Source organism: Pseudomonas sp. KH_046_1 (genome assembly GCF_057839025.1).
In genome coordinates, this window is record NZ_CM174481.1 from 2,779,566 (window position 1) to 2,797,702 (window position 18,137).

The window sequence follows — 18,137 nt, forward strand, 5'->3', positions numbered from 1 at the left end:
TCCTCTGCAGGTAACGCATGTTCCGGACTTTCAGCGTAGTCAGCCTCTGGTCGTCTGGCCGTACCGTAGATCGAGAAAATTGCTGCAGGGTAGCGTCGCCGGTAGTCAAAATGACTTTAAAGAGAGTCAAACAGACTATTTTTCTGATGAGTCTTTATGACTCGTATGTGCGCAAGTGCCTGGATCTGAAGGGGTAAAAACCTGGCACGGGACTTGATGAGGTAAACGTACAACTGAATGCCTTCAGGAGTACGCAAAATGTTCAACTTCTTCTGCAACCCTCGGAACGTTCTTCAATTGTCGAGCCGTGTGCTCGGCGCGGGTCTGGCAATGCTGCTGGCCGGGATTTACGGCGTCTATCTTTACGGCGGCCATCTTTCGATCGTCGTGCTGGTAACCATGCACGCCATGACCATCGTCGGCCCGACCCTGTTGAAAATCGGCTACGTCATGCGCCTGCTTTCCCAGTATCACCTGGGCCAAGTCCCGGTCCGGGTGGTGGCTTGATGCGCCGGCTATCCGCTGCACCGGTCTTCAGCCTGGGCTTTCGACCCTTCTTTCTGGCCGGGGCCGGGTTCGCGGCCCTTTCCATCGCGATCTGGGTCTTGTGGCTGTACGGCCGTTTACCCGGTGCGCAACCGGAGGGCGGCATGCTTGCCTGGCATCGACATGAAATGCCTTTCGGATTTGCCACGGCCATCATTGCTGGGTTCCTGCTCACGGCAGTGCCCAACTGGACCGGTCGGCCGGGGCTCAAGGGCTGGCCGCTGATCGGCCTGGTGCTGGTGTGGCTACTGGCACGGCTGGCCTGGTGCCTGCCGATACCTGTGCCCTTGCTGCTGGCCCTGCAGGTTCCGTTTCTGCCGTTGCTGGCGTGGGTGTTGGGGCGTGATCTGCTGGCCGCGGGCAAGCGCGAGAATTATCCGATTCTGTTGATGGTGATGCTGCTGGCCGGGTGTCAGGCGTTGACGTTGCTGGGGCTCGCCGTTGATGACGCCAATCTGCAGCGTCATGGCGTGCTGGCCGCCTTGTGGCTGGTGGGCGCGTTGATGAGCGTGATCGGCGGGCGGGTGATTCCGTTCTTTATCCAGCGCGGCTTGAACCGTCCCGCAACGCCTGCGGCCCATCCGTTGCCGGGCAAGGTGTTGCTGATCAGCGCCATGCTGGCGGCGGTGTCTTTTGCCGCCGGTTTGAATGACGTCCCACGGGTGTGGCTGGCGCTGATGTTTGCGTTGATCAGCGGTTTGCATCTGCTGCGATTGTGGCGCTGGCATGATCGCGGCCTGTGGCGCGTGCCGCTGCTGTGGTCGCTGTACCTGGCTTACGCCTGGCTGGCGGTGGCGACGCTGGCCATGGCGCTGTGGCACCTGGGCTGGATGCCGCAGCAAAGCCTGGCCACCCATTCGCTGGCCGTCGGCGGTATCGGCGGGTTGGTTCTGGCGATGATCGCGCGGGTCAGCCTGGGGCATACCGGGCGCTTGTTGCAGCCGTCAAAGGCGATCGTTGCGGGGTTTGCCCTGTTGTTGCTGGCGGGGGCGTTTCGAGTGTGGCTGGTGCCGTTTTTCGGTCAGGGTCTGGCGCTGTCGGCGTTGCTGTGGTGTAGCGCTTTCGGTGTTTTTGTCTGGCGCTACACCGGTATTTTATTGGGGCCGAGGCTCTAGCCAAGACCTTCAGGGCCGCCCTTAGAGGCGGCTTTTTCATGACCGGTGGTCGATGCGCCACGGCCTGCCGGCAAATTTGCGCTTAGCTGAAGGGGTAACCCGAGGCGCGCGCAGGTTTTACAAGGCCGCAGCGACGCCCCTTCAGATCACCCTGAGTCTGAGGAACCGCGCCATGCTGACCCTGAACATCAATGGCCAGGATCAGGAGCTGGATGTCCCCGCCGACATGCCGCTGCTCTGGGTCTTGCGTGATGTCGCCCACCTCACCGGCACCAAGTTCGGCTGTGGCATGGCCCAATGCGGGGCCTGCACCGTGCACGTCGATGGCGCACCGCTGCGCTCCTGCATCACGCCGGCCACGGCCGTGGCCCACGGGCAAAAGATTCTTACCATCGAGGGCCTGTCTGCGGATGGTTCGCACCCGGTGCAACAGGCCTGGGCGGAACTTGACGTGGTCCAGTGTGGTTACTGCCAATCCGGGCAGATCATGTCGGCCGCAGCATTGCTGGCGAAAATTCCGCAACCGACCGACAGCGACATCGATCAGGCGCTGTCCGGCAACATCTGCCGTTGCGGCACTTACCCGCGGATCCGTGCGGCGGTCAAACGCGCCGCCGAGCTGGGTTGAGGTGAGCATGAACAGCATCAACGCGTTATCGCGTCGTGGTTTTCTCAAGGGCAGTGCCGTGCTGGGCGGTGGACTGGTGGTGGCGTTTGCCATGCCCGGCGCCCACCGTTTCGCCATGGGCGCGGAGAACCAGGGCAACGTGTTTGCACCCAACGCCTTCCTGCGTATTGGCAACGACAACAGCGTCACCGTGTTGCTCGGCCACTCGGAAATGGGCCAGGGCATCTGGACCGGGCTGACCATGCTGATTGCCGAAGAACTGGACGCCGACTGGTCGAAGATCCGCGTCGAGCATTCCCCGGCCTCGGCCGCCGATTACGGCCTGCCTGGTTTTGGCGGGATGCAAATCACCGGGGGGTCTACCTCGACCTGGATGGAGTTCGACCGCTATCGCCAGGCCGGCGCGGCGGCGCGCTTGATGTTGATCGACGCGGCGGCCAAGCGTTTCAACGTCGCGCCGTCCGGGATTCATACCGAATCCGGCGTGGTCATTGCCGGTGAACACCGTGCCACCTACGGCGAACTGGCCGATGACGCCGGGCAAATGCCACGGCCAGATCCAGCCTCGATCAAACTCAAGGACGCGAAGGACTGGCGGCTGATCGGCAAACCCACCAGGCGCCTGGACACCCCGGAGAAAATCACCGGCCGGGCGAAGTTCGGCATGGACGTGCAGTTTGACGGGCTGATGACCGCGATGGTCGCCCGTTCGCCCACCTTCGGTGGCAGCGTCAAATCCTTTGAAGGCGCCGAAGCGCTGGCGATTCCGGGGGTGCACAAAGTGGTGCAGGTGCCGACGGGCATCGCGGTGATTGCCGATCATTTTTGGGCGGCGAAGCTGGGGCGCGATGCGCTGAAAATCGAGTGGAATCCGGGGCCGAACGCCGGGCTCGACAGCCAGGCGTTGCTGGAGAGTTTCCGCAAACTCGCCACCACCCCCGGCATCAACGCCGGTCAGGCGGGGGATACCCAGGCTGCGCTGGCGAAAGCGACCAGGAGGATCGACGTTGAATACAGCGTGCCTTACCTGGCCCACGCGCCGATGGAGCCGCTGAACTGCACGGTGAGCATCACCCAGGACAAATGCGAAATCTGGACCGGCACCCAGTTCCAGACCCTGGACCAGATGGTCGCCGGGAAAATCACCGGGCTCAAACCGGAACAGGTGGTGATCCATACCGAATTTCTCGGCGGCGGCTTCGGGCGCCGGGCCAATCCGACTTCGGACTTCGTCAGCGAAGCGGTGTATGTCGCCAAGGCCGCCGGTGCACCGGTGAAAACCGTGTGGGCGCGGGAAGACGACATCCGCGGCGGCTATTACCGCTCGGCGTTCCTGCACCATGCGCGTATCGGGCTGGGCGCCGACGGCCTGCCACTGGCCTGGAAACATGTGATGGTCGGGCAGTCGATCATGGCCGGAACCTCGCTCGAAGCGAGCATGGTCAAGGACGGGATCGACAAGACCTCCGTCGAAGGCGTGGCCGACAGCCCTTACCTCGAAGGACTGGCCAATCACCAGATCGAACTGCACTCACCGAAAACCGGCATCAGCGTGTTGTGGCTGCGTTCGGTGGGGCACACCCACACCGCGTTTGTCATGGAGTCGCTGATCGATGAGTTGGCCACGGCGGCCGGCAAGGATCCGGTGGAATATCGGCGCACCTTGCTCAAGGATCATCCGCGCCACCTCGGTGTGCTGAACCTCGCGGTGGAGAAGGCCAACTGGAAGGCGCCGCTGCCGGATGGCCATGCCTTGGGTGTGGCGGTGCATGAGTCGTTTGGCAGTTACGTGGCCCAGGTGGCCGAGGTGTCCCAGGACAACCTCGCCATCCGCGTGCACCGGGTGGTGTGTGCGGTGGACTGCGGCATTGCGGTCAACCCGCAGAGCATCGCCGCGCAGATGGAGTCGTGCATCACCTTTGGCCTGAGCTTCGCCTTGCACAGCAAGCTGACGCTCAAGGACGGGCAGGTGGTGCAATCCAACTATCACGACTATCAGGTGCTGCGGCTCAACGAAATGCCGCTGGTCGAAGTGCATATCGTGCCCAGCAGCGACAAACCCGGCGGTATCGGCGAAGCCGGTGTGCCACCCATGGCGCCGGCGGTGGCCAATGCGGTGTTTGCCTTGACCGGGCAGCGCCTGCGGGAGCTGCCCTTGCAGCTGTCGGGGGTGTGAGATGAAACGACATCACTGGTTGCTTGGGGCGTTGATCCTGATCTTTCTCGTCGCCTACGCATCCCACGTGTTCGCCGATGACCGCGAGGCCTTGCAGGCGTTCGACACGGTGCAGAAGGTCTTCCAGAGCCCCCGTTGCCAGAACTGCCACATTCCCGGGGATTCACCGCTGCAATTCGATGCCGGCGTGCCCCACGCCATGAATGTCGTGCGGGGTATGGACGGCAAGGGCTCGGCCGGGTTGCCCTGTGCAACCTGCCATGGCCAAAGCAATCCGCCGGCCAGTTACGGCCCGCACGCGCCACCCGGGGCGCCGCACTGGAGCCTGCCGCCGGCAGCGCAGCGGATGGCCTGGATCGGCCTGCCAGCCGACCGGCTGTGCGCGATGATCAAGAATCGCTCCAGCAATGGCGATCGGGATTTCACGGCGCTGATCAAACACGTCAGCGACGACAAGCTGGTGCTGTGGGGCTGGAACCCCGGCGGCAATCGCGCGCCGGTGCCGGTGCCGCACGATATCTTCGTCACCCGGTTCAAACGCTGGGCCGATGCAGGAGGGCCGTGCCCGGTGGCGGGTAGCTGACCAGCGGCACGCTTACAGGGAGTCAATGCGGGTACGGGCGACTCTAACGTACATACCCGCCAAGGAGTGAACGATGTTGATCTCAGGCAAAACGGGCAAAACGGGCCGATCCGCAAACCCGTTGCTTACGCCACAGCAAGAACGTGAACGGCTGCGCAACCTGGCTCGCCAGGCCGAGCAAGAACTGGCAGGCGTGCAGATGGCGAGCATGGATGAGCTGACGCTGCTGTCCAATCGCCACGGCTTCACCGAACTGGCCCGGCTCGGGCTGGAGGCTTGCCGGGAGCTGGAGACGTCGGCAACGCTGCTGTACTTCAGCCTCGATGAATTCAAACACATCTGCTATCTGTATGGCCGGGCCAAAGGTGACGATGCGCTCAAGACGTTCGCCGATGTCCTGCGTATCGGCTTTCGTGAAAACGATGTGGTCGGCCGGCTCGAAGGCGACCGGTTCGTGGCGCTGCTGACCGGTTCCACTGCCGTGGAGATTGCGGCGATCAAGGCACGGCTCAATGAGATACTCGACGAGCGCAACGCCACGGCGCATCGCAGTTATGACATTCGGTTCAGTGTTACCCAGGTCGAATATGACCCCATTGTGCATGACTCAATCGAGGAACTGCTGGGTGAGGTCGAGCGGGTGATGAGCCGTTAGAACAGTGGTGAATTGGCGGGCCTCATCGCGAGCAGGCTCGCTCCCACAGGTTTTGTGAACGCCACAAATCCAATGTGGGAGCGAGCCTGCTCCGGGCGGCGATCCGACGAAAGCGTCCTGACAGACAACACCTATTTGGCAAACAACTGCCCAATGTCCTTGAACGCCTTGAACTCCAGCGCATTCCCGCAAGGATCAAACAGAAACATCGTCGCCTGTTCACCCGCCAGCCCCTGAAAACGAATTCCCGGTTCGATCACGAAGCGAGTCCCCAGTGACTTCAACCGCTCGGCCAGCGCCTCCCACTCGGCCATTCCGAGCACCACGCCAAAATGCGGCACCGGCACATCGTGACCATCGACGGCATTGGTGTGCGCGGCTTCCTGCGAAGGGTTTTTCGGTGCCAGGTGAATCACCAGTTGATGGCCGAAGAAATTGAAATCCACCCAATGGTCGCTGGAGCGGCCTTCTTCCAGGCCAAACACTGAACCATAGAAATGTCGGGCGGCCGGCAAGTCGTAGACCGGGATGGCCAAGTGAAAAGGGGACAGTTGCATCAGGCGAACCTCGGTGTGGGTGGGGATGTGTCGAGTTTAGTCCTGTGATTTTTGATTGAAAGACGATAATTTTTGCATCGAGCTCAAATTATTTCGATCAATCGAGGCCGCCATGCTGCGAGAACTGAAAACCTTTATCGCCGTGGCGCGTTACGGCACCTTCGCCGCGGCCGGCATGCACATCGGCCTGACGCAATCGGCAGTCAGCGCGCAGATTCGCAATCTGGAACAGGCCCTTGGCATCCGTCTGTTCGACCGCACCGGGCGCCAGGCGCTGCTCAATGCGGCGGGGCAACGAGCGTTGCCGATGGCCAGGGAAATGCTCGAGACCTTCAGCCGCATGGCCGTCAGTGACGATGTCAGTGAGTACCGTGGCGAATTGAAAATCGGCGCGGTGGCGACGGTGCAGACCGGCCTGCTGCCCCAGGCATTGTTGAAATTGCGCCAACAGGCACCCTTGCTGGAACCCAAGCTGGTGCCCGGGGTGTCACTGAACCTGCTGAGCCAGGTGGACACGGGAGAAGTGGACCTGGCGATCCTGATCAAGCCGCCTTTTGACTTGCCCAAGGAGTTGTTCGCGCAGGTGATTCGCCGGGAGCCCTTCGTGCTGATCGTACCGGCGGACCTCGACGGCGATGATCCGCTACAACTGCTCGCCGAGCACCCTCATGTGCGCTACGACCGCAATTCGTTCGGCGGACGACTGGTGACGCGGTTTCTGCGCGAACGGCAGATCGAGGTGCGCGTGGCGCTGGAGCTGGATGAACTGGAGGCTATCGTCAAAATGGTCGAGTGTGGCTTGGGGATTTCGCTATTGCCCGAAGCCGGGTTGTGGCTTGAGCACGGGGCCAGGGTGCGAGTCATCCCCTTGGGCGAGTTGACGTTCTATCGGGAGATTGTGTTGTTGCAGCGGTACAGCCAGCGAATGCAGCCGATTCAGCAGTTGTTTGCGCAATGCCTGACACAACACTAACCCTGTGGGATTGTGTTTGTCCGTGAAATCGCAGGCCTAAAAAACCCGCCAAAAGAGGCGGGTTTTTTAGGCTGACCGAAGATTACTCTTCGAGGCTGCCCATGGCCGTGGTGTTGAAACCACCGTCCACGTACATGATTTCACCGCTGATGCCGGACGCCAGGTCCGAGCACAGGAAGGCGCCGGCATTGCCGACTTCTTCGATGGTGACGTTGCGGCGCAGTGGGGTTTGCGCTTCGTTGGCGGCCAGCATCTTGCGGAAGTTCTTGATGCCGGAAGCGGCGAGGGTGCGGATGGGACCTGCCGATACACAGTTGACGCGAGTACCGTCCGGGCCCAGGGAGCCGGCCAGGTAACGTACGCCGGCTTCCAGGGAAGCCTTGGCCATGCCCATCACGTTGTAGTTCGGCATGGTGCGCTCGGCGCCCAGGTACGACAGGGTCAGCAGGCTGCCGTTGCGGCCTTTCATCATTTCGCGGCCGGCCTTGGCCAGGGCCACGAAGCTGTAGGCGCTGATGTCGTGAGCGATGCGGAAACCTTCACGGGTGGTGGCTTCGGTGAAGTCGCCGTCCAGTTGGTCGCCCGGGGCGAAGCCGACGGAGTGCACGATGCAGTCCAGGCCGTCCCACTTCTTGCTCAGTTCTTCGAAGACCTTGGCGATTTCTTCATCGCTGGCCACGTCGCACGGGAAGCACAGCTCAGGGCTCGAGCCCCAGCCTTGTGCGAACTCTTCGACACGACCCTTGAGTTTGTCGTTCTGATAAGTGAAGGCAAGCTCAGCGCCCTCGCGATGCATGGCGGCAGCGATGCCGGATGCGATGGACAGCTTGCTGGCGACACCGACGATCAGTACGCGCTTACCGGCGAGAAAACCCATGTGTTGCTCCTCTTTCAGGTTATTGCGCAGTGGCCGGAGCCAGAAAAGCGGCTTCCAGCAACTGCTGTGTATACGGATGTTGGGGGGCGGCAAAAATGCTTTGCGCGTCTCCCTGTTCGACCACTTGGCCATGCTTGACCACCATCAGCTGGTGGCTCAGCGCTTTCACCACAGCCAGGTCATGGCTGATAAACAGATACGTCAGGTTGTACTTGGTTTGCAGTGAACGCAAAAGCTCCACTACCTGGCGTTGTACCGTGCGGTCGAGGGCCGAAGTCGGCTCGTCCAGCAAAATCAACGCCGGTTTTAACACCAATGCCCGGGCAATGGCGATTCTCTGCCTTTGCCCACCGGAAAATTCGTGGGGGTAGCGGTGCCGGGTTTCCGGATCCAGACCTACCTCCTTGAGTGCCGCAATGATCGCTTGTTCCTGTTCCGCTGCGGTGCCCATCTTGTGGATCCGCAGGCCCTCGCCAACGATCTGGCTCACGCACATCCGCGGGCTCAGGCTGCCGAACGGGTCCTGAAACACCACTTGCATCTCCCGCCGCAGCGGCCGTACCTGTTGCTGCGTCAGGCAGTCTAGCTGCTGGCCTTCAAAACGGATCGCACCTTTGCTGGCGATCAACCGCAAAATCGCCAGGCCCAGGGTCGATTTGCCAGAACCGCTTTCACCCACGATCCCCAGGGTCTGGCCCTGGGGCAGGCTGAAATTGATGCCGTCGACCGCCTTGACGTAATCCACCGTGCGCTTGAGCAGGCCTTTCTTGATCGGAAACCAGACTTTCAGGTCTTCGACCGCCAGCAAGGGCGGGCCGATCACGTTGCTTGCAGGCTTGCCGCCGGGCTCCGCTGCCAGCAGTTCCCGAGTGTACGGATGCTGCGGCGCGCGGAACAATTCTTCGCACGATGCCTGTTCGACGATGCAACCTTGCTGCATGACACATACGCGATGCGCAATTCTTCGCACAAGGTTCAAATCATGGCTGATCAGCAGCAGCGCCATGCCCAATCGGGCCTGCAATTCCTTGAGCAACTCGAGGATTTTCAGCTGGACGGTCACGTCCAGCGCGGTGGTCGGCTCGTCGGCGATCAGCAGTTCCGGCTCGTTGGCCAGGGCCATGGCGATCATCACCCGCTGGCGCTGGCCGCCGGACAATTCGTGGGGCAGGGCTTTGAGGCGTCTGTGCGGCTCGGGGATGCCGACCATCTCCAGCAGCTCCAGGGTGCGCTTGGTCGCGACCTTGCCGGTCAGGCCCTTGTGGATCCCCAGCACTTCGTTGATCTGCTTCTCGATCGAGTGCAGGGGATTGAGCGAGGTCATCGGCTCCTGGAAGATCATCGCAATCCGGTTGCCGCGAATGTGGCGAATGGTTTTTTCTTTCAGGTCCAACAGGTTTTGCCCGGAATATTCGATGGTGCCGGACGGATGCCGGGCGAGGGGGTAGGGCAGCAGGCGCAGGATCGAGTGTGCGGTGACCGATTTACCGGAACCGCTCTCGCCGACCAACGCGAGGGTTTCACCGCGCTTGATGTCGAAGCTGACGCCTTCGACCGCCCGCTGGCAGCGATTGCCGACGACAAAATCGACGGCCAGGTCGCGCACTTCGATCAGATTGTGCTGATTCATTTCACTTCCTCGGGTCGAAGGCATCGCGAGCGGACTCGCCGATGAACACCAGCAAACTCAGCATCAAGGCCAGCACCGCAAAGGCGCTGATGCCCAGCCACGGCGCCTGCAGGTTGGATTTGCCCTGGGCCACCAATTCACCCAGGGAGGGACTGCCCGCCGGCAGGCCGAAACCGAGGAAGTCCAGGGCGGTCAGCGTACCGATGGCGCCGGTGAGGATGAACGGCATGAAGGTCATCGTCGAGACCATCGCGTTGGGCAGGATATGGCGGAACATGATCGCACCGTTCTGCATGCCCAAGGCGCGGGCTGCGCGCACGTATTCCAGATTGCGTCCGCGCAGGAACTCGGCGCGCACCACGTCCACCAGGCTCATCCACGAGAACAGCAGCATGATCCCCAGCAGCCACCAGAAGTTGGGCTGCACGAAACTGGCAAGGATGATCAGCAGGTACAGCACCGGCAGTCCGGACCAGATCTCCAGGAACCGCTGCCCGGCCAGGTCCACCCAGCCCCCGTAGAACCCCTGCAAGGCGCCGGCGATCACGCCGATAATCGAGCTCAGTACGGTCAGGGTCAGGGCGAACAGTACCGAAATGCGGAAGCCGTAGATCACCCGGGCCAGCACGTCGCGGCCCTGATCGTCGGTGCCCAGCAGGTTGTCCGTCGAGGGCGGGGCCGGGGCCGGGACTTTCAGGTCGTAGTTGATGCTCTGGTAGCTGTAGGGAATCGGCGCCCACAGCACCCAGGCGTCCTTGGCCTTGAGCAGTTCGCGGATGTACGGACTCTTGTAGTTCGCCTCCAGGGGAAATTCGCCGCCGAAGGTGGTTTCCGGGTAGCGCTTGAGCGCCGGGAAGTACCAGTTGTTGTCGTAATGCACCGCCAGCGGCTTGTCGTTGGCGATCAGTTCGGCGCCCAGGCTGGCGCCGAACAGGATCAGGAACAGCCACAGCGACCACCAGCCGCGCTTGTTGGCCTTGAACAGTTCGAAGCGGCGGCGATTGAGAGGGGACAGGTTCATCTCAATGCTCCCGGCTTTCGAAGTCGATGCGCGGATCGACAAAGGTGTAGGTCAGGTCGCCGATCAGTTTCACCACCAGTCCGAGCAGGGTGAAGATGAACAGCGTGCCGAACACCACCGGGTAATCGCGGTTGATCGCCGCTTCGAAACTCATCAGGCCAAGGCCGTCGAGGGAGAAGATCACCTCCACCAGCAACGAGCCGGTGAAGAAAATGCCGATGAGGGCCGAGGGGAAACCGGCGATCACCAGCAGCATGGCGTTGCGGAACACATGGCCGTACAGCACGCGGTGGTTGGTCAGGCCTTTGGCCCTGGCGGTGATCACGTACTGCTTGTTGATCTCGTCGAGGAAGCTGTTTTTGGTCAGCAGGGTCATGGTCGCGAAGTTGCCGATCACCAGTGCGGTCACCGGCAGCGCCAGGTGCCAGAAGTAGTCGAGGATCTTGCCGCCCATGCTCAGTTCATCGAAGTTGTTCGAGGTCAGGCCGCGCAAGGGGAACCAGTCCAGGTAACTGCCGCCGGCGAACACCACGATCAACAGGATGGCGAACAGGAACGCCGGGATCGCGTAGCCGACGATGATCGCCGAACTGGTCCAGACGTCGAAGTGGCTGCCGTGCCGCTTGGCCTTGGCGATCCCCAGCGGGATCGACACCAGGTACATGATCAGCGTGCTCCACAGCCCGAGGGAGATCGACACCGGCATCTTTTCCTTGATCAGGTCGATGACCTTGGCGTCGCGGAAGAAGCTGTCGCCGAAATCCAGGGACGCATAGTTCTTGACCATGATCCACAGGCGTTCCGGCGCCGATTTGTCGAAGCCGTACATGTGCTCGATTTCCTTGATCAGCGCCGGGTCCAGGCCCTGGGCGCCGCGATAGGCGGAGCCTGCCACCGAGACTTCGGCACCGCCGCCGGCGATGCGGCTGGTGGCACCTTCGAAGCCTTCGAGCTTGGCGATCATCTGCTCCACCGGCCCGCCCGGGGCGGCCTGGATGATCACGAAGTTGATCAGCAAGATGCCGAACAGGGTCGGAATGATCAGCAACAGTCGCCGAAAAATGTACGCCAGCATCTGATTACTCCGTGCCCGCAGGATCGGCCTGCAGTGTGGTTTCGACTTCTATCGCCGGCTTGATGTCGGGCTTGACCCACCAGGTGGCCGTGCCGATGTCGTACTTGGGCGAGACCTTGGGATGGCCGATGTGGTTCCAGTACGCCACGCGCCAGGTCTTGATGTGCCAGTTGGGTATTACGTAATAGCCCCATTGCAGAACGCGGTCCAGCGCGCGGGCGTGGGCCACCAGGCTGTTGCGCGAATCGGCGTTGATCAGTTGCTCGACCAGTTGGTCGACCACCGGATCCTTCAGGCCCATGGAGTTGCGGCTGCCGGGCTTGTCGGCGGCGTCCGACATCCAGAATTCCCGCTGTTCGTTCCCCGGCGAGTTGGACTGCGGGAAGCTGCCGACGATCATGTCGAAGTCCCGGGAACGCACACGGTTGATGTATTGCGAGACGTCGACCCGGCGAATCACCAGGTCGATACCCAGGTCGCTCAGGTTGCGCTTGAACGGCAGCAGCACCCGCTCGAATTCGGTCTGGGCCAACAGGAACTCGATGACCACCGGTTTGCCGGTGGCGTCGACCATTTTGTCATCGACGATGCGCCAGCCGGCCTCCTGCAACAATTGATAGGCTTGCCGTTGCTGGGCGCGGATCATGCCGCTGCCATCGGTGGTCGGGTTCTGGAAGGCTTCGTTGAACACCTGCGGTGGCAGCGTGGCGCGGAACGGTTCGAGGATCGCCACCTGATCGGCGTCGGGCAGGCCGGTGGCGGCCATTTCCGAGTTCTCGAAGTAACTGCGGGTACGCGCGTAGGCGCCGTTGAACAGTTGCTTGTTGGTCCATTCGAAATCCAGCAACAGCGACAAGGCCTGACGCACGCGCACATCCTGGAACACCGGGCGGCGCAGGTTGTAGACGAATCCCTGCATGCCGGTCGGATTGCCGTTGGGAATCTGTTCCTTGACCAGTCGACCTTCGGTGACCGCCGGAGTGTTGTAGGCGTTGGCCCAGTTTTTCGCGGTCATTTCCAGCCAGTAGTCGAACTGCCCGGCCTTGAGCGCTTCCAGGGCCACGGTGTTGTCGCGGTAGTAATCGGTGGTCATCACGTCGAAGTTGTAGAAACCCCGATTGACCGGCAGGTCCTTGCCCCAGTAATCCTTGACCCGCTCGTAACGCACCGAGCGTCCGGCCTTCACTTCGCTGACCTTGTACGGACCGCTGCCCAGCGGGATCTCCAGGTTGCCCTTGTTGAAGTCGCGGTCGGCCCACCAATGCTTGGGCAGCACCGGCAACTGGCCGAGGATCAGCGGCAGCTCGCGGTTGTTGGTGTGCTTGAACTTGAACAGCACGGTCAGCGGGTCTTCGGCGATCACTTCAGCCACGTCGCTGTAGTAGCCGCGGTACATCGGCGCGCCGTCCTTGGTCAGCATCTGGAAGCTGAACGCCACGTCCTCGGCGCGTACCGGATGGCCATCATGGAAGCGTGCTTCGGGGCGCAGGTAAAAACGCACCCAGGCGTTGTCCGGGGCTTTCTCGATCAGCCGGGCGATCAAGCCGTACTCGGTGAACGGCTCGTCCAGCCCTTGCTTGGCCAGGGTGTCGTAGATGTTGCCGATATCGTCCGCCGGCACGCCTTTGCTGATGAACGGGTTGAGGCTGTCGAAGCCGCCGAAACCGGCCTGACGGAAAATCCCGCCCTTGGGTGCGTCGGGATTCACGTAGTCGAAGTGTTTGAAATCGGCCGGGTATTTCGGCGGCTCGTTATACAGGGTCACGGCATGTTGCGGGGCGGCGCAGGCCAGCCCGGCGAACAGCAGACCGCTGGCCTGCAGGAGCAGGGCACGGATGGGTTTCATTGATCTTTCTCCGAAGATTTCAGCCACCACGCGTTCAGGCCCAGAGTGTAGGGCGGCGTGGTGACGAAGGCGAGCCGGTTGCGGTACGCCAGACGGTGATAATTGAGGTACCAGTTGGGAACGATGTAGTGCTGCCACAGCAGCACGCGGTCGAGGGCCTTGCCGGCGGCGACTTGTTCATCGCGGGTCTGGGCGGCCAGAAGCTGCTCGAGCAAGTGGTCGACCACCGGGTTGGCAATGCCGGCGAAGTTCTTGCTGCCCTTGACCCCGGCCTGGCTGGAGTGAAAGTACTGCCATTGTTCCAGGCCCGGGCTGAGCGTCTGGTTGAGGGTCATCAGAATCATGTCGAAATCGAACTGGTCGAGGCGCTGCTTGTATTGCGCGCGATCGACCGTGCGCAGCCGCGCATCGATGCCGATGCTGGCCAGGGTCTCGACGTAAGGCTGGAGGATGCGCTCCAGATTCGGATTGACCAGCAGCAGTTCAAGGCGCAACGGCTGTCCGGCGGCGTTTTGCAGGCGCTGGCCATTGAGCTTCCAGCCGGCTTCGGCGAGCAGGCCGAGGGCTTTGCGCAGAGTCTCCCGGGGGATGCCGCGGCCGTCGGTCTGCGGCAGGCTGAACGGCTCGGTAAAGACCTTGGCCGGCAGTTGCTCGCGATAGGGCTTGAGCAACAACCATTCATGCCCGATCGGTAAACCGCTGGCCGAAAACTCGCTGTTGGGGTAGTAGCTCATGGCGCGTTGGTAGGCGCCGCCGAACAGCGTGCGGTTGGTCCATTCAAAGTTGAACATCAGCCCCAGCGCTTCACGGACCCTGGCGTCCGAGAAAGCCGGACGGCGGCTGTTCATGAACAGGCCCTGGGTCTGGGTCGGGATCTGATGGGGAATCTGTGCCTTGATCACGTCACCGCGGCGTATGGCGGGGAAATTGTAGCCGCTGTCCCAGTTCTTCGCCTGATGCTCGATATAGATATCGAATTCATCGGCCTTGAACGCCTCGAAAGCTACGTCGCTGTCGCGGTAGAACTCGACCTCCATGCGGTCGAAGTTGTACTTGCCGCGATTGACCGGCAGGTCCTTGCCCCAGTAGTCCTTGACCCGCTCAAAGACAATTTGCCGTCCTGGCGTGACCGAGGTGACGCGGTACGGCCCGCTGCCCAGCGGCGGCTCGAAGGTGGTGGCCTTGAAGTCGCGGCCTTTCCAGTAGTGCTGCGCCAGCACCGGCATTTCGCCCAGGCGCAGGATCAGCAACGGATTGCCGGCACGCTTGAACACGAAGCGAATCCGCTGCGGGTTGAGGATGTCGACCCGCGACACCTCCTGAAGGCTGGTGCGATACAGCGGATGGCCTTCCTTGAGCAGCAGGCGATAGGAGAACGCGACGTCGTAGGCGGTGATCGGCGTGCCGTCATGGAAGCGTGCTTCGGGACGCAGGTTGAACACCACCCAGCTGCGGTTCTCGTTGTACTCCACCGACTGGGCGATCAGGCCATAACTGGACGCGGGTTCGTCACCCGAAGGTGCGTACTGTCCCGTGCCGACCATGAGCGGCTCGTTGAGTTCGTTGATGCCGTATTGCAGGAAACTCGGCGTGGTGACCGGGCTGGTGCCCTTGAAGGTGTAGGGGTTGAGCGTATCGAAGGTGCCAAACGCCATGACCCGCAACGTACCGCCCTTGGGCGCTTGCGGGTTGACCCAGTCGAAGTGGGTAAATCGGGCCGGATACTTGAGCGTGCCGAACTGCGCATAACCATGGCTTTCGCTGATCGTCGCGCTTGCGGTGGAGCTCAAGGCCAGGCTGATCAGGAGCAGGGGCAGGGGACGCTTCAAATAGGGGATCCGATCCAGGCGGCTTGGGCTTTGTGGACCGTACAGTAACAGCTTGTATGGGCAGGAAAAAGACGGGGGGTTAATGCGCAATATCGGCCGGGCCCATATCCTTGTGGGAGCGAGCTTGCTCGCGATGAGGGCGTGTCAGTCACCATCAATGCAAACTGATACGCCTTCATCGCGAGCAAGCTCGCTCCCACAGGTTTTTGTGCTGCCCACAAAAACTGCGCAGGCACAATAAAGCCCCTGAATTCAGGGGCTTTTTTTAATGCGGATTGGCCACCGTCAACATCTGGCCAGGCTTGAGCGCCTGGCCGATACGCGGGTTCCAGCGCTTGAGGTGCTGCATTTCAACGTTGAAGCGCTTGGCCACGATATACAGCGAGTCGCCTTGCTGGACCTTGTACGTGGTCTGCTGCTTCTTGGTGTTCGCCGCAATCACGGTGTTGACGCGTCCGGAACTGCGTTTGCTGGTGTCCTGCATGACCAGTGTCTGGCCGGCTTTGAGGTTCTTGCCGGTCAGTTTGTTCCAGCGTTGCAGGTCCTTTACGTCAACGTTGTTGGCCTTGGCGATGGAGCCGAGGTTGTCACCCCGCTTGACCCGGTAGGAACGCTTGACGCTGGCGACCTGGGTGTCGTCGGCACCTTCGAAGACTGGCTTGAGCGATTTCTTGCTGATCAGTTCTTCAGGCCGCATGGTCTGCAGGCTGCTGGTCAGCAGTTGTGCCTTGGAAGTCGGCACCAGCAGATGTTGCGGGCCATCAAGGGTGGTGGTGCGCTGCTTGAAGGCCGGGTTGAGCTGGAACAGTTCGTCTTCGTCGATGTTGGCGACTTCAGCAACCTTGGACAGGTCCATGCGCTGGTTGATTTCGACGACCTGGAAGTAGGGTTCGTTGGCGATCGGGTTGAGGTTCACGCCGTAGGCTTCCGGCGCCATCACCACTTGCGACAGTGCCAGCAACTTCGGCACGTAGGCCTGGGTTTCGGAGGGCAGCGGCAGGTTCCAGTAGTCGGTTGGCAGGCCGAGGCGTTCGTTGCGTTCGATGGCCCGGCTGACGGTGCCTTCGCCAGCGTTGTAGGCCGCCAGGGCCAGCATCCAGTCGCCGTTGAACATGTCGTGCAGGCGGGTCAGGTAATCCAGCGCGGCGGTGGTCGACGCGGTGATATCGCGGCGGCCATCATAGAAACGGGTTTGACGCAGGTTGAAGTAACGCCCGGTGGACGGGATGAACTGCCAAAGACCCACCGCGTTGGCCCGGGAATAGGCCATCGGGTTGTAGGCACTTTCAATCACTGGCAGCAGCGCCAGTTCCAGCGGCATGTTGCGTTCTTCAAGGCGCTCGACGATGTAGTGAATGTAGAGGCTGCCACGCTCGCCGGCGTTTTCGAGGAAAGATGGATTGCTGGCGAACCACAGGCGCTGTTGCTCGATGCGCGGGTTGACGCCCAGCCCGTCCTGCAACTGGAAGCCCTGGCGCATGCGCTCCCAGACGTCCTGGGGAATTTGCGGGCTGGGTTTTTCGCTGAGCCAGATCGGCTTCTGCTTGGCGCGCGCGGCGATGTTCTGCGCGTGCGCCGCATCGGTCTGCGGCGCATGGCTGGAACAGCCCGCCAGGGTGGCGGACACAGCCACCGCAATGGCTTGAGCCAAGCGGGTCAATGCGTCTGAACTGATGGCTTTGCGAATAGGTGACGACATTGGCTGGAAGTAAGTTCCGGGCAAAAATGTCGGGCGATTCTAGAAAGCGCACCCTGCGCGGTCAACCTTTCAGAATTGTTGCAATCTTGAGAAGCCGCTTTAGAACCTGTCTTTCCACGCTCGAAGCGCAGCAAAAACCATATCGGGCGCCGAGTTATCGGTGCCGGTCCGTTCGTCCGCTTTTTCTTTAACGGATGTTTCACCGGAGCGCAAAAACGGGTTTGTGAGCTTTTCCAGCGCCAGTGTCGAGGGCAGCGTCATGATCCCGGATTCCCGTTGGCGGGCGACTTTGGCCAGGCGCTCGGCGGTGTCCGGATTGTTCGGTTCGACGGCCGCGGCAAACTTCAGGTTGCCGAGGGTGTACTCGTGGGTGCAGTACACCAGCGTGTCATCCGGCAACCCGGCGAGGCGTGTCAGCGAGCTGTACATTTGCTGTGGCGTGCCTTCGAACAAGCGTCCGCAGCCAGCGGCAAACAGTGTGTCGCCGCAGAACAGCAAACCGTGATGGTAATAGGCTATATGCCCCAGGGTGTGACCAGGGACCGCGAGGACGTCGAAGTCGCAGCCGAGCACACTGACTTTGTCGTTGTCCTTGAGCGCAACGTCCCGCGCCGGGATCGTTTCGCTGGCCGGACCATAGACTTTCGCGTCCGTCGCTTTTTTCAGCTGTTCGACGCCGCCGACGTGGTCATGATGGTGATGAGTGATCAGAATATCACTCAGTACCCAGCCCGGATTGGCCGCGAGCCAGGCTTGTACGGGGCCGGCATCACCCGGGTCGACGACCGCGCAGCGCTTGCTGCCGTGGTCTTGTAACAACCAGATGTAGTTGTCGGTGAAGGCGGGCAGGGCAGTGATCTGTATCATCGTCGGATTCGCCAAGCGGAAAACATTGGCGCATCTTAGAACTTCCTGGCGCGTTGGAGA

At 61.5% G+C, this 18,137-nt stretch carries 16 protein-coding genes; 7 read left to right on the plus strand and 9 right to left on the minus strand.

Features of this window, described 5'->3' with window-relative positions; all coding sequences use genetic code 11:
* Window positions 1–258: 258 nt before the first annotated feature.
* The 6 genes from AC3IT9_RS12955 to AC3IT9_RS12980 all read left to right on the plus strand — a co-directional run bounded on the left by AC3IT9_RS12955 (window position 259) and on the right by AC3IT9_RS12980 (window position 5,703).
* On the plus strand, window positions 259–507 hold the full coding sequence (locus tag AC3IT9_RS12955; protein WP_489273307.1) for a transmembrane sensor/regulator PpyR: 249 nt from the start codon (window positions 259–261) through the stop codon (window positions 505–507).
* Window positions 507–1,661 (plus strand): NnrS family protein, encoded by a 1,155-nt coding sequence (locus tag AC3IT9_RS12960; RefSeq protein ID WP_489273308.1) that lies wholly within the window; start codon window positions 507–509, stop codon window positions 1,659–1,661. The genes AC3IT9_RS12955 and AC3IT9_RS12960 overlap by 1 nt, the downstream gene beginning before the upstream one ends.
* Window positions 1,662–1,833: 172 nt before the next feature.
* On the plus strand, window positions 1,834–2,289 hold the full coding sequence (locus tag AC3IT9_RS12965; protein WP_489273309.1) for a (2Fe-2S)-binding protein: 456 nt from the start codon (window positions 1,834–1,836) through the stop codon (window positions 2,287–2,289).
* A gap of 7 nt (window positions 2,290–2,296) precedes the next feature.
* On the plus strand, window positions 2,297–4,465 hold the full coding sequence (locus AC3IT9_RS12970) for a xanthine dehydrogenase family protein molybdopterin-binding subunit (RefSeq protein ID WP_489273310.1): 2,169 nt from the start codon (window positions 2,297–2,299) through the stop codon (window positions 4,463–4,465).
* A gap of 1 nt (window position 4,466) precedes the next feature.
* Complete coding sequence (locus tag AC3IT9_RS12975; protein ID WP_489273311.1) at window positions 4,467–5,048, plus strand: hypothetical protein; 582 nt, start codon at window positions 4,467–4,469, stop codon at window positions 5,046–5,048.
* Between the two features lie 73 nt (window positions 5,049–5,121).
* On the plus strand, window positions 5,122–5,703 hold the full coding sequence (locus tag AC3IT9_RS12980; RefSeq protein WP_489273312.1) for a GGDEF domain-containing protein: 582 nt from the start codon (window positions 5,122–5,124) through the stop codon (window positions 5,701–5,703).
* A 131-nt stretch (window positions 5,704–5,834) separates the two neighbouring features.
* Here the strand turns inward: AC3IT9_RS12980 and AC3IT9_RS12985 are convergent, their stop codons facing one another.
* Window positions 5,835–6,260, minus strand: a complete 426-nt coding sequence (locus AC3IT9_RS12985) for a VOC family protein (RefSeq protein WP_489273313.1) — start codon at window positions 6,258–6,260, stop codon at window positions 5,835–5,837.
* Window positions 6,261–6,372: 112 nt separating this feature from the next.
* Between AC3IT9_RS12985 and AC3IT9_RS12990 the strand changes: the two genes are divergently transcribed.
* The gene (locus tag AC3IT9_RS12990) at window positions 6,373–7,233 is read left to right on the plus strand and encodes a LysR family transcriptional regulator (protein WP_489273314.1); all 861 of its coding nucleotides are present in this window, start codon (window positions 6,373–6,375) and stop codon (window positions 7,231–7,233) included.
* A gap of 82 nt (window positions 7,234–7,315) precedes the next feature.
* Here the strand turns inward: AC3IT9_RS12990 and fabI are convergent, their stop codons facing one another.
* From fabI to gloB, 8 genes are all read right to left on the minus strand, one after another.
* Window positions 7,316–8,110, minus strand: coding sequence for an enoyl-ACP reductase FabI (gene fabI, locus AC3IT9_RS12995; protein ID WP_007988438.1), 795 nt, complete (start codon window positions 8,108–8,110; stop codon window positions 7,316–7,318).
* 19 nt (window positions 8,111–8,129) lie between these two features.
* Window positions 8,130–9,740: an ABC transporter ATP-binding protein gene (locus tag AC3IT9_RS13000; protein ID WP_150754705.1), complete on the minus strand. Its 1,611-nt coding sequence runs from the start codon at window positions 9,738–9,740 to the stop codon at window positions 8,130–8,132.
* Between the two features lies 1 nt (window position 9,741).
* Window positions 9,742–10,761: an ABC transporter permease gene (locus tag AC3IT9_RS13005; RefSeq protein WP_007979115.1), complete on the minus strand. Its 1,020-nt coding sequence runs from the start codon at window positions 10,759–10,761 to the stop codon at window positions 9,742–9,744.
* A gap of 1 nt (window position 10,762) precedes the next feature.
* Window positions 10,763–11,836 carry a microcin C ABC transporter permease YejB gene (locus tag AC3IT9_RS13010; RefSeq protein ID WP_008051869.1) on the minus strand — a complete coding sequence of 358 codons (1,074 nt, stop codon included), beginning with the start codon at window positions 11,834–11,836 and terminating at the stop codon, window positions 10,763–10,765.
* A 4-nt stretch (window positions 11,837–11,840) separates the two neighbouring features.
* Complete coding sequence (locus tag AC3IT9_RS13015; RefSeq protein ID WP_489273315.1) at window positions 11,841–13,682, minus strand: extracellular solute-binding protein; 1,842 nt, start codon at window positions 13,680–13,682, stop codon at window positions 11,841–11,843.
* Entirely contained in the window at window positions 13,679–15,499 is a 1,821-nt protein-coding gene (locus AC3IT9_RS13020; protein ID WP_489273508.1) for an extracellular solute-binding protein, read from the minus strand. Before AC3IT9_RS13020 ends, AC3IT9_RS13015 begins: the two co-directional genes overlap by 4 nt.
* A 277-nt stretch (window positions 15,500–15,776) precedes the next feature.
* Window positions 15,777–17,210, minus strand: coding sequence for a transglycosylase SLT domain-containing protein (locus tag AC3IT9_RS13025; protein WP_489273316.1), 1,434 nt, complete (start codon window positions 17,208–17,210; stop codon window positions 15,777–15,779).
* A 99-nt stretch (window positions 17,211–17,309) separates the two neighbouring features.
* A complete protein-coding gene (gene gloB, locus AC3IT9_RS13030) occupies window positions 17,310–18,077 on the minus strand; it encodes a hydroxyacylglutathione hydrolase (protein WP_150724082.1) in 768 nt (255 codons plus the stop codon).
* Window positions 18,078–18,137: the final 60 nt, after the last annotated feature.

Excerpts from the sequence above, each read along its gene's own strand:
- AC3IT9_RS12955 (WP_489273307.1), top strand. The coding sequence starts at position 259 with ATGTTCAACTTCTTCTGCAACCCTCGGAACGTTCTTCAATTGTCGAGC.
- AC3IT9_RS12960 (WP_489273308.1), top strand. The coding sequence starts at position 507 with ATGCGCCGGCTATCCGCTGCACCGGTCTTCAGCCTGGGCTTTCGACCC.
- AC3IT9_RS13025 (WP_489273316.1), bottom strand. The coding sequence starts at position 17,210 with ATGTCGTCACCTATTCGCAAAGCCATCAGTTCAGACGCATTGACCCGC.
- AC3IT9_RS13015 (WP_489273315.1), bottom strand. The coding sequence starts at position 13,682 with ATGAAACCCATCCGTGCCCTGCTCCTGCAGGCCAGCGGTCTGCTGTTC.
- gloB (WP_150724082.1), bottom strand. The coding sequence starts at position 18,077 with ATGATACAGATCACTGCCCTGCCCGCCTTCACCGACAACTACATCTGG.
- AC3IT9_RS12990 (WP_489273314.1), top strand. The coding sequence starts at position 6,373 with ATGCTGCGAGAACTGAAAACCTTTATCGCCGTGGCGCGTTACGGCACC.
- AC3IT9_RS13005 (WP_007979115.1), bottom strand. The coding sequence starts at position 10,761 with ATGAACCTGTCCCCTCTCAATCGCCGCCGCTTCGAACTGTTCAAGGCC.
- AC3IT9_RS13000 (WP_150754705.1), bottom strand. The coding sequence starts at position 9,740 with ATGAATCAGCACAATCTGATCGAAGTGCGCGACCTGGCCGTCGATTTT.
- AC3IT9_RS12970 (WP_489273310.1), top strand. The coding sequence starts at position 2,297 with ATGAACAGCATCAACGCGTTATCGCGTCGTGGTTTTCTCAAGGGCAGT.
- AC3IT9_RS12980 (WP_489273312.1), top strand. The coding sequence starts at position 5,122 with ATGTTGATCTCAGGCAAAACGGGCAAAACGGGCCGATCCGCAAACCCG.
- AC3IT9_RS12975 (WP_489273311.1), top strand. The coding sequence starts at position 4,467 with ATGAAACGACATCACTGGTTGCTTGGGGCGTTGATCCTGATCTTTCTC.
- AC3IT9_RS13010 (WP_008051869.1), bottom strand. The coding sequence starts at position 11,836 with ATGCTGGCGTACATTTTTCGGCGACTGTTGCTGATCATTCCGACCCTG.
- fabI (WP_007988438.1), bottom strand. The coding sequence starts at position 8,110 with ATGGGTTTTCTCGCCGGTAAGCGCGTACTGATCGTCGGTGTCGCCAGC.
- AC3IT9_RS12965 (WP_489273309.1), top strand. The coding sequence starts at position 1,834 with ATGCTGACCCTGAACATCAATGGCCAGGATCAGGAGCTGGATGTCCCC.
- AC3IT9_RS12985 (WP_489273313.1), bottom strand. The coding sequence starts at position 6,260 with ATGCAACTGTCCCCTTTTCACTTGGCCATCCCGGTCTACGACTTGCCG.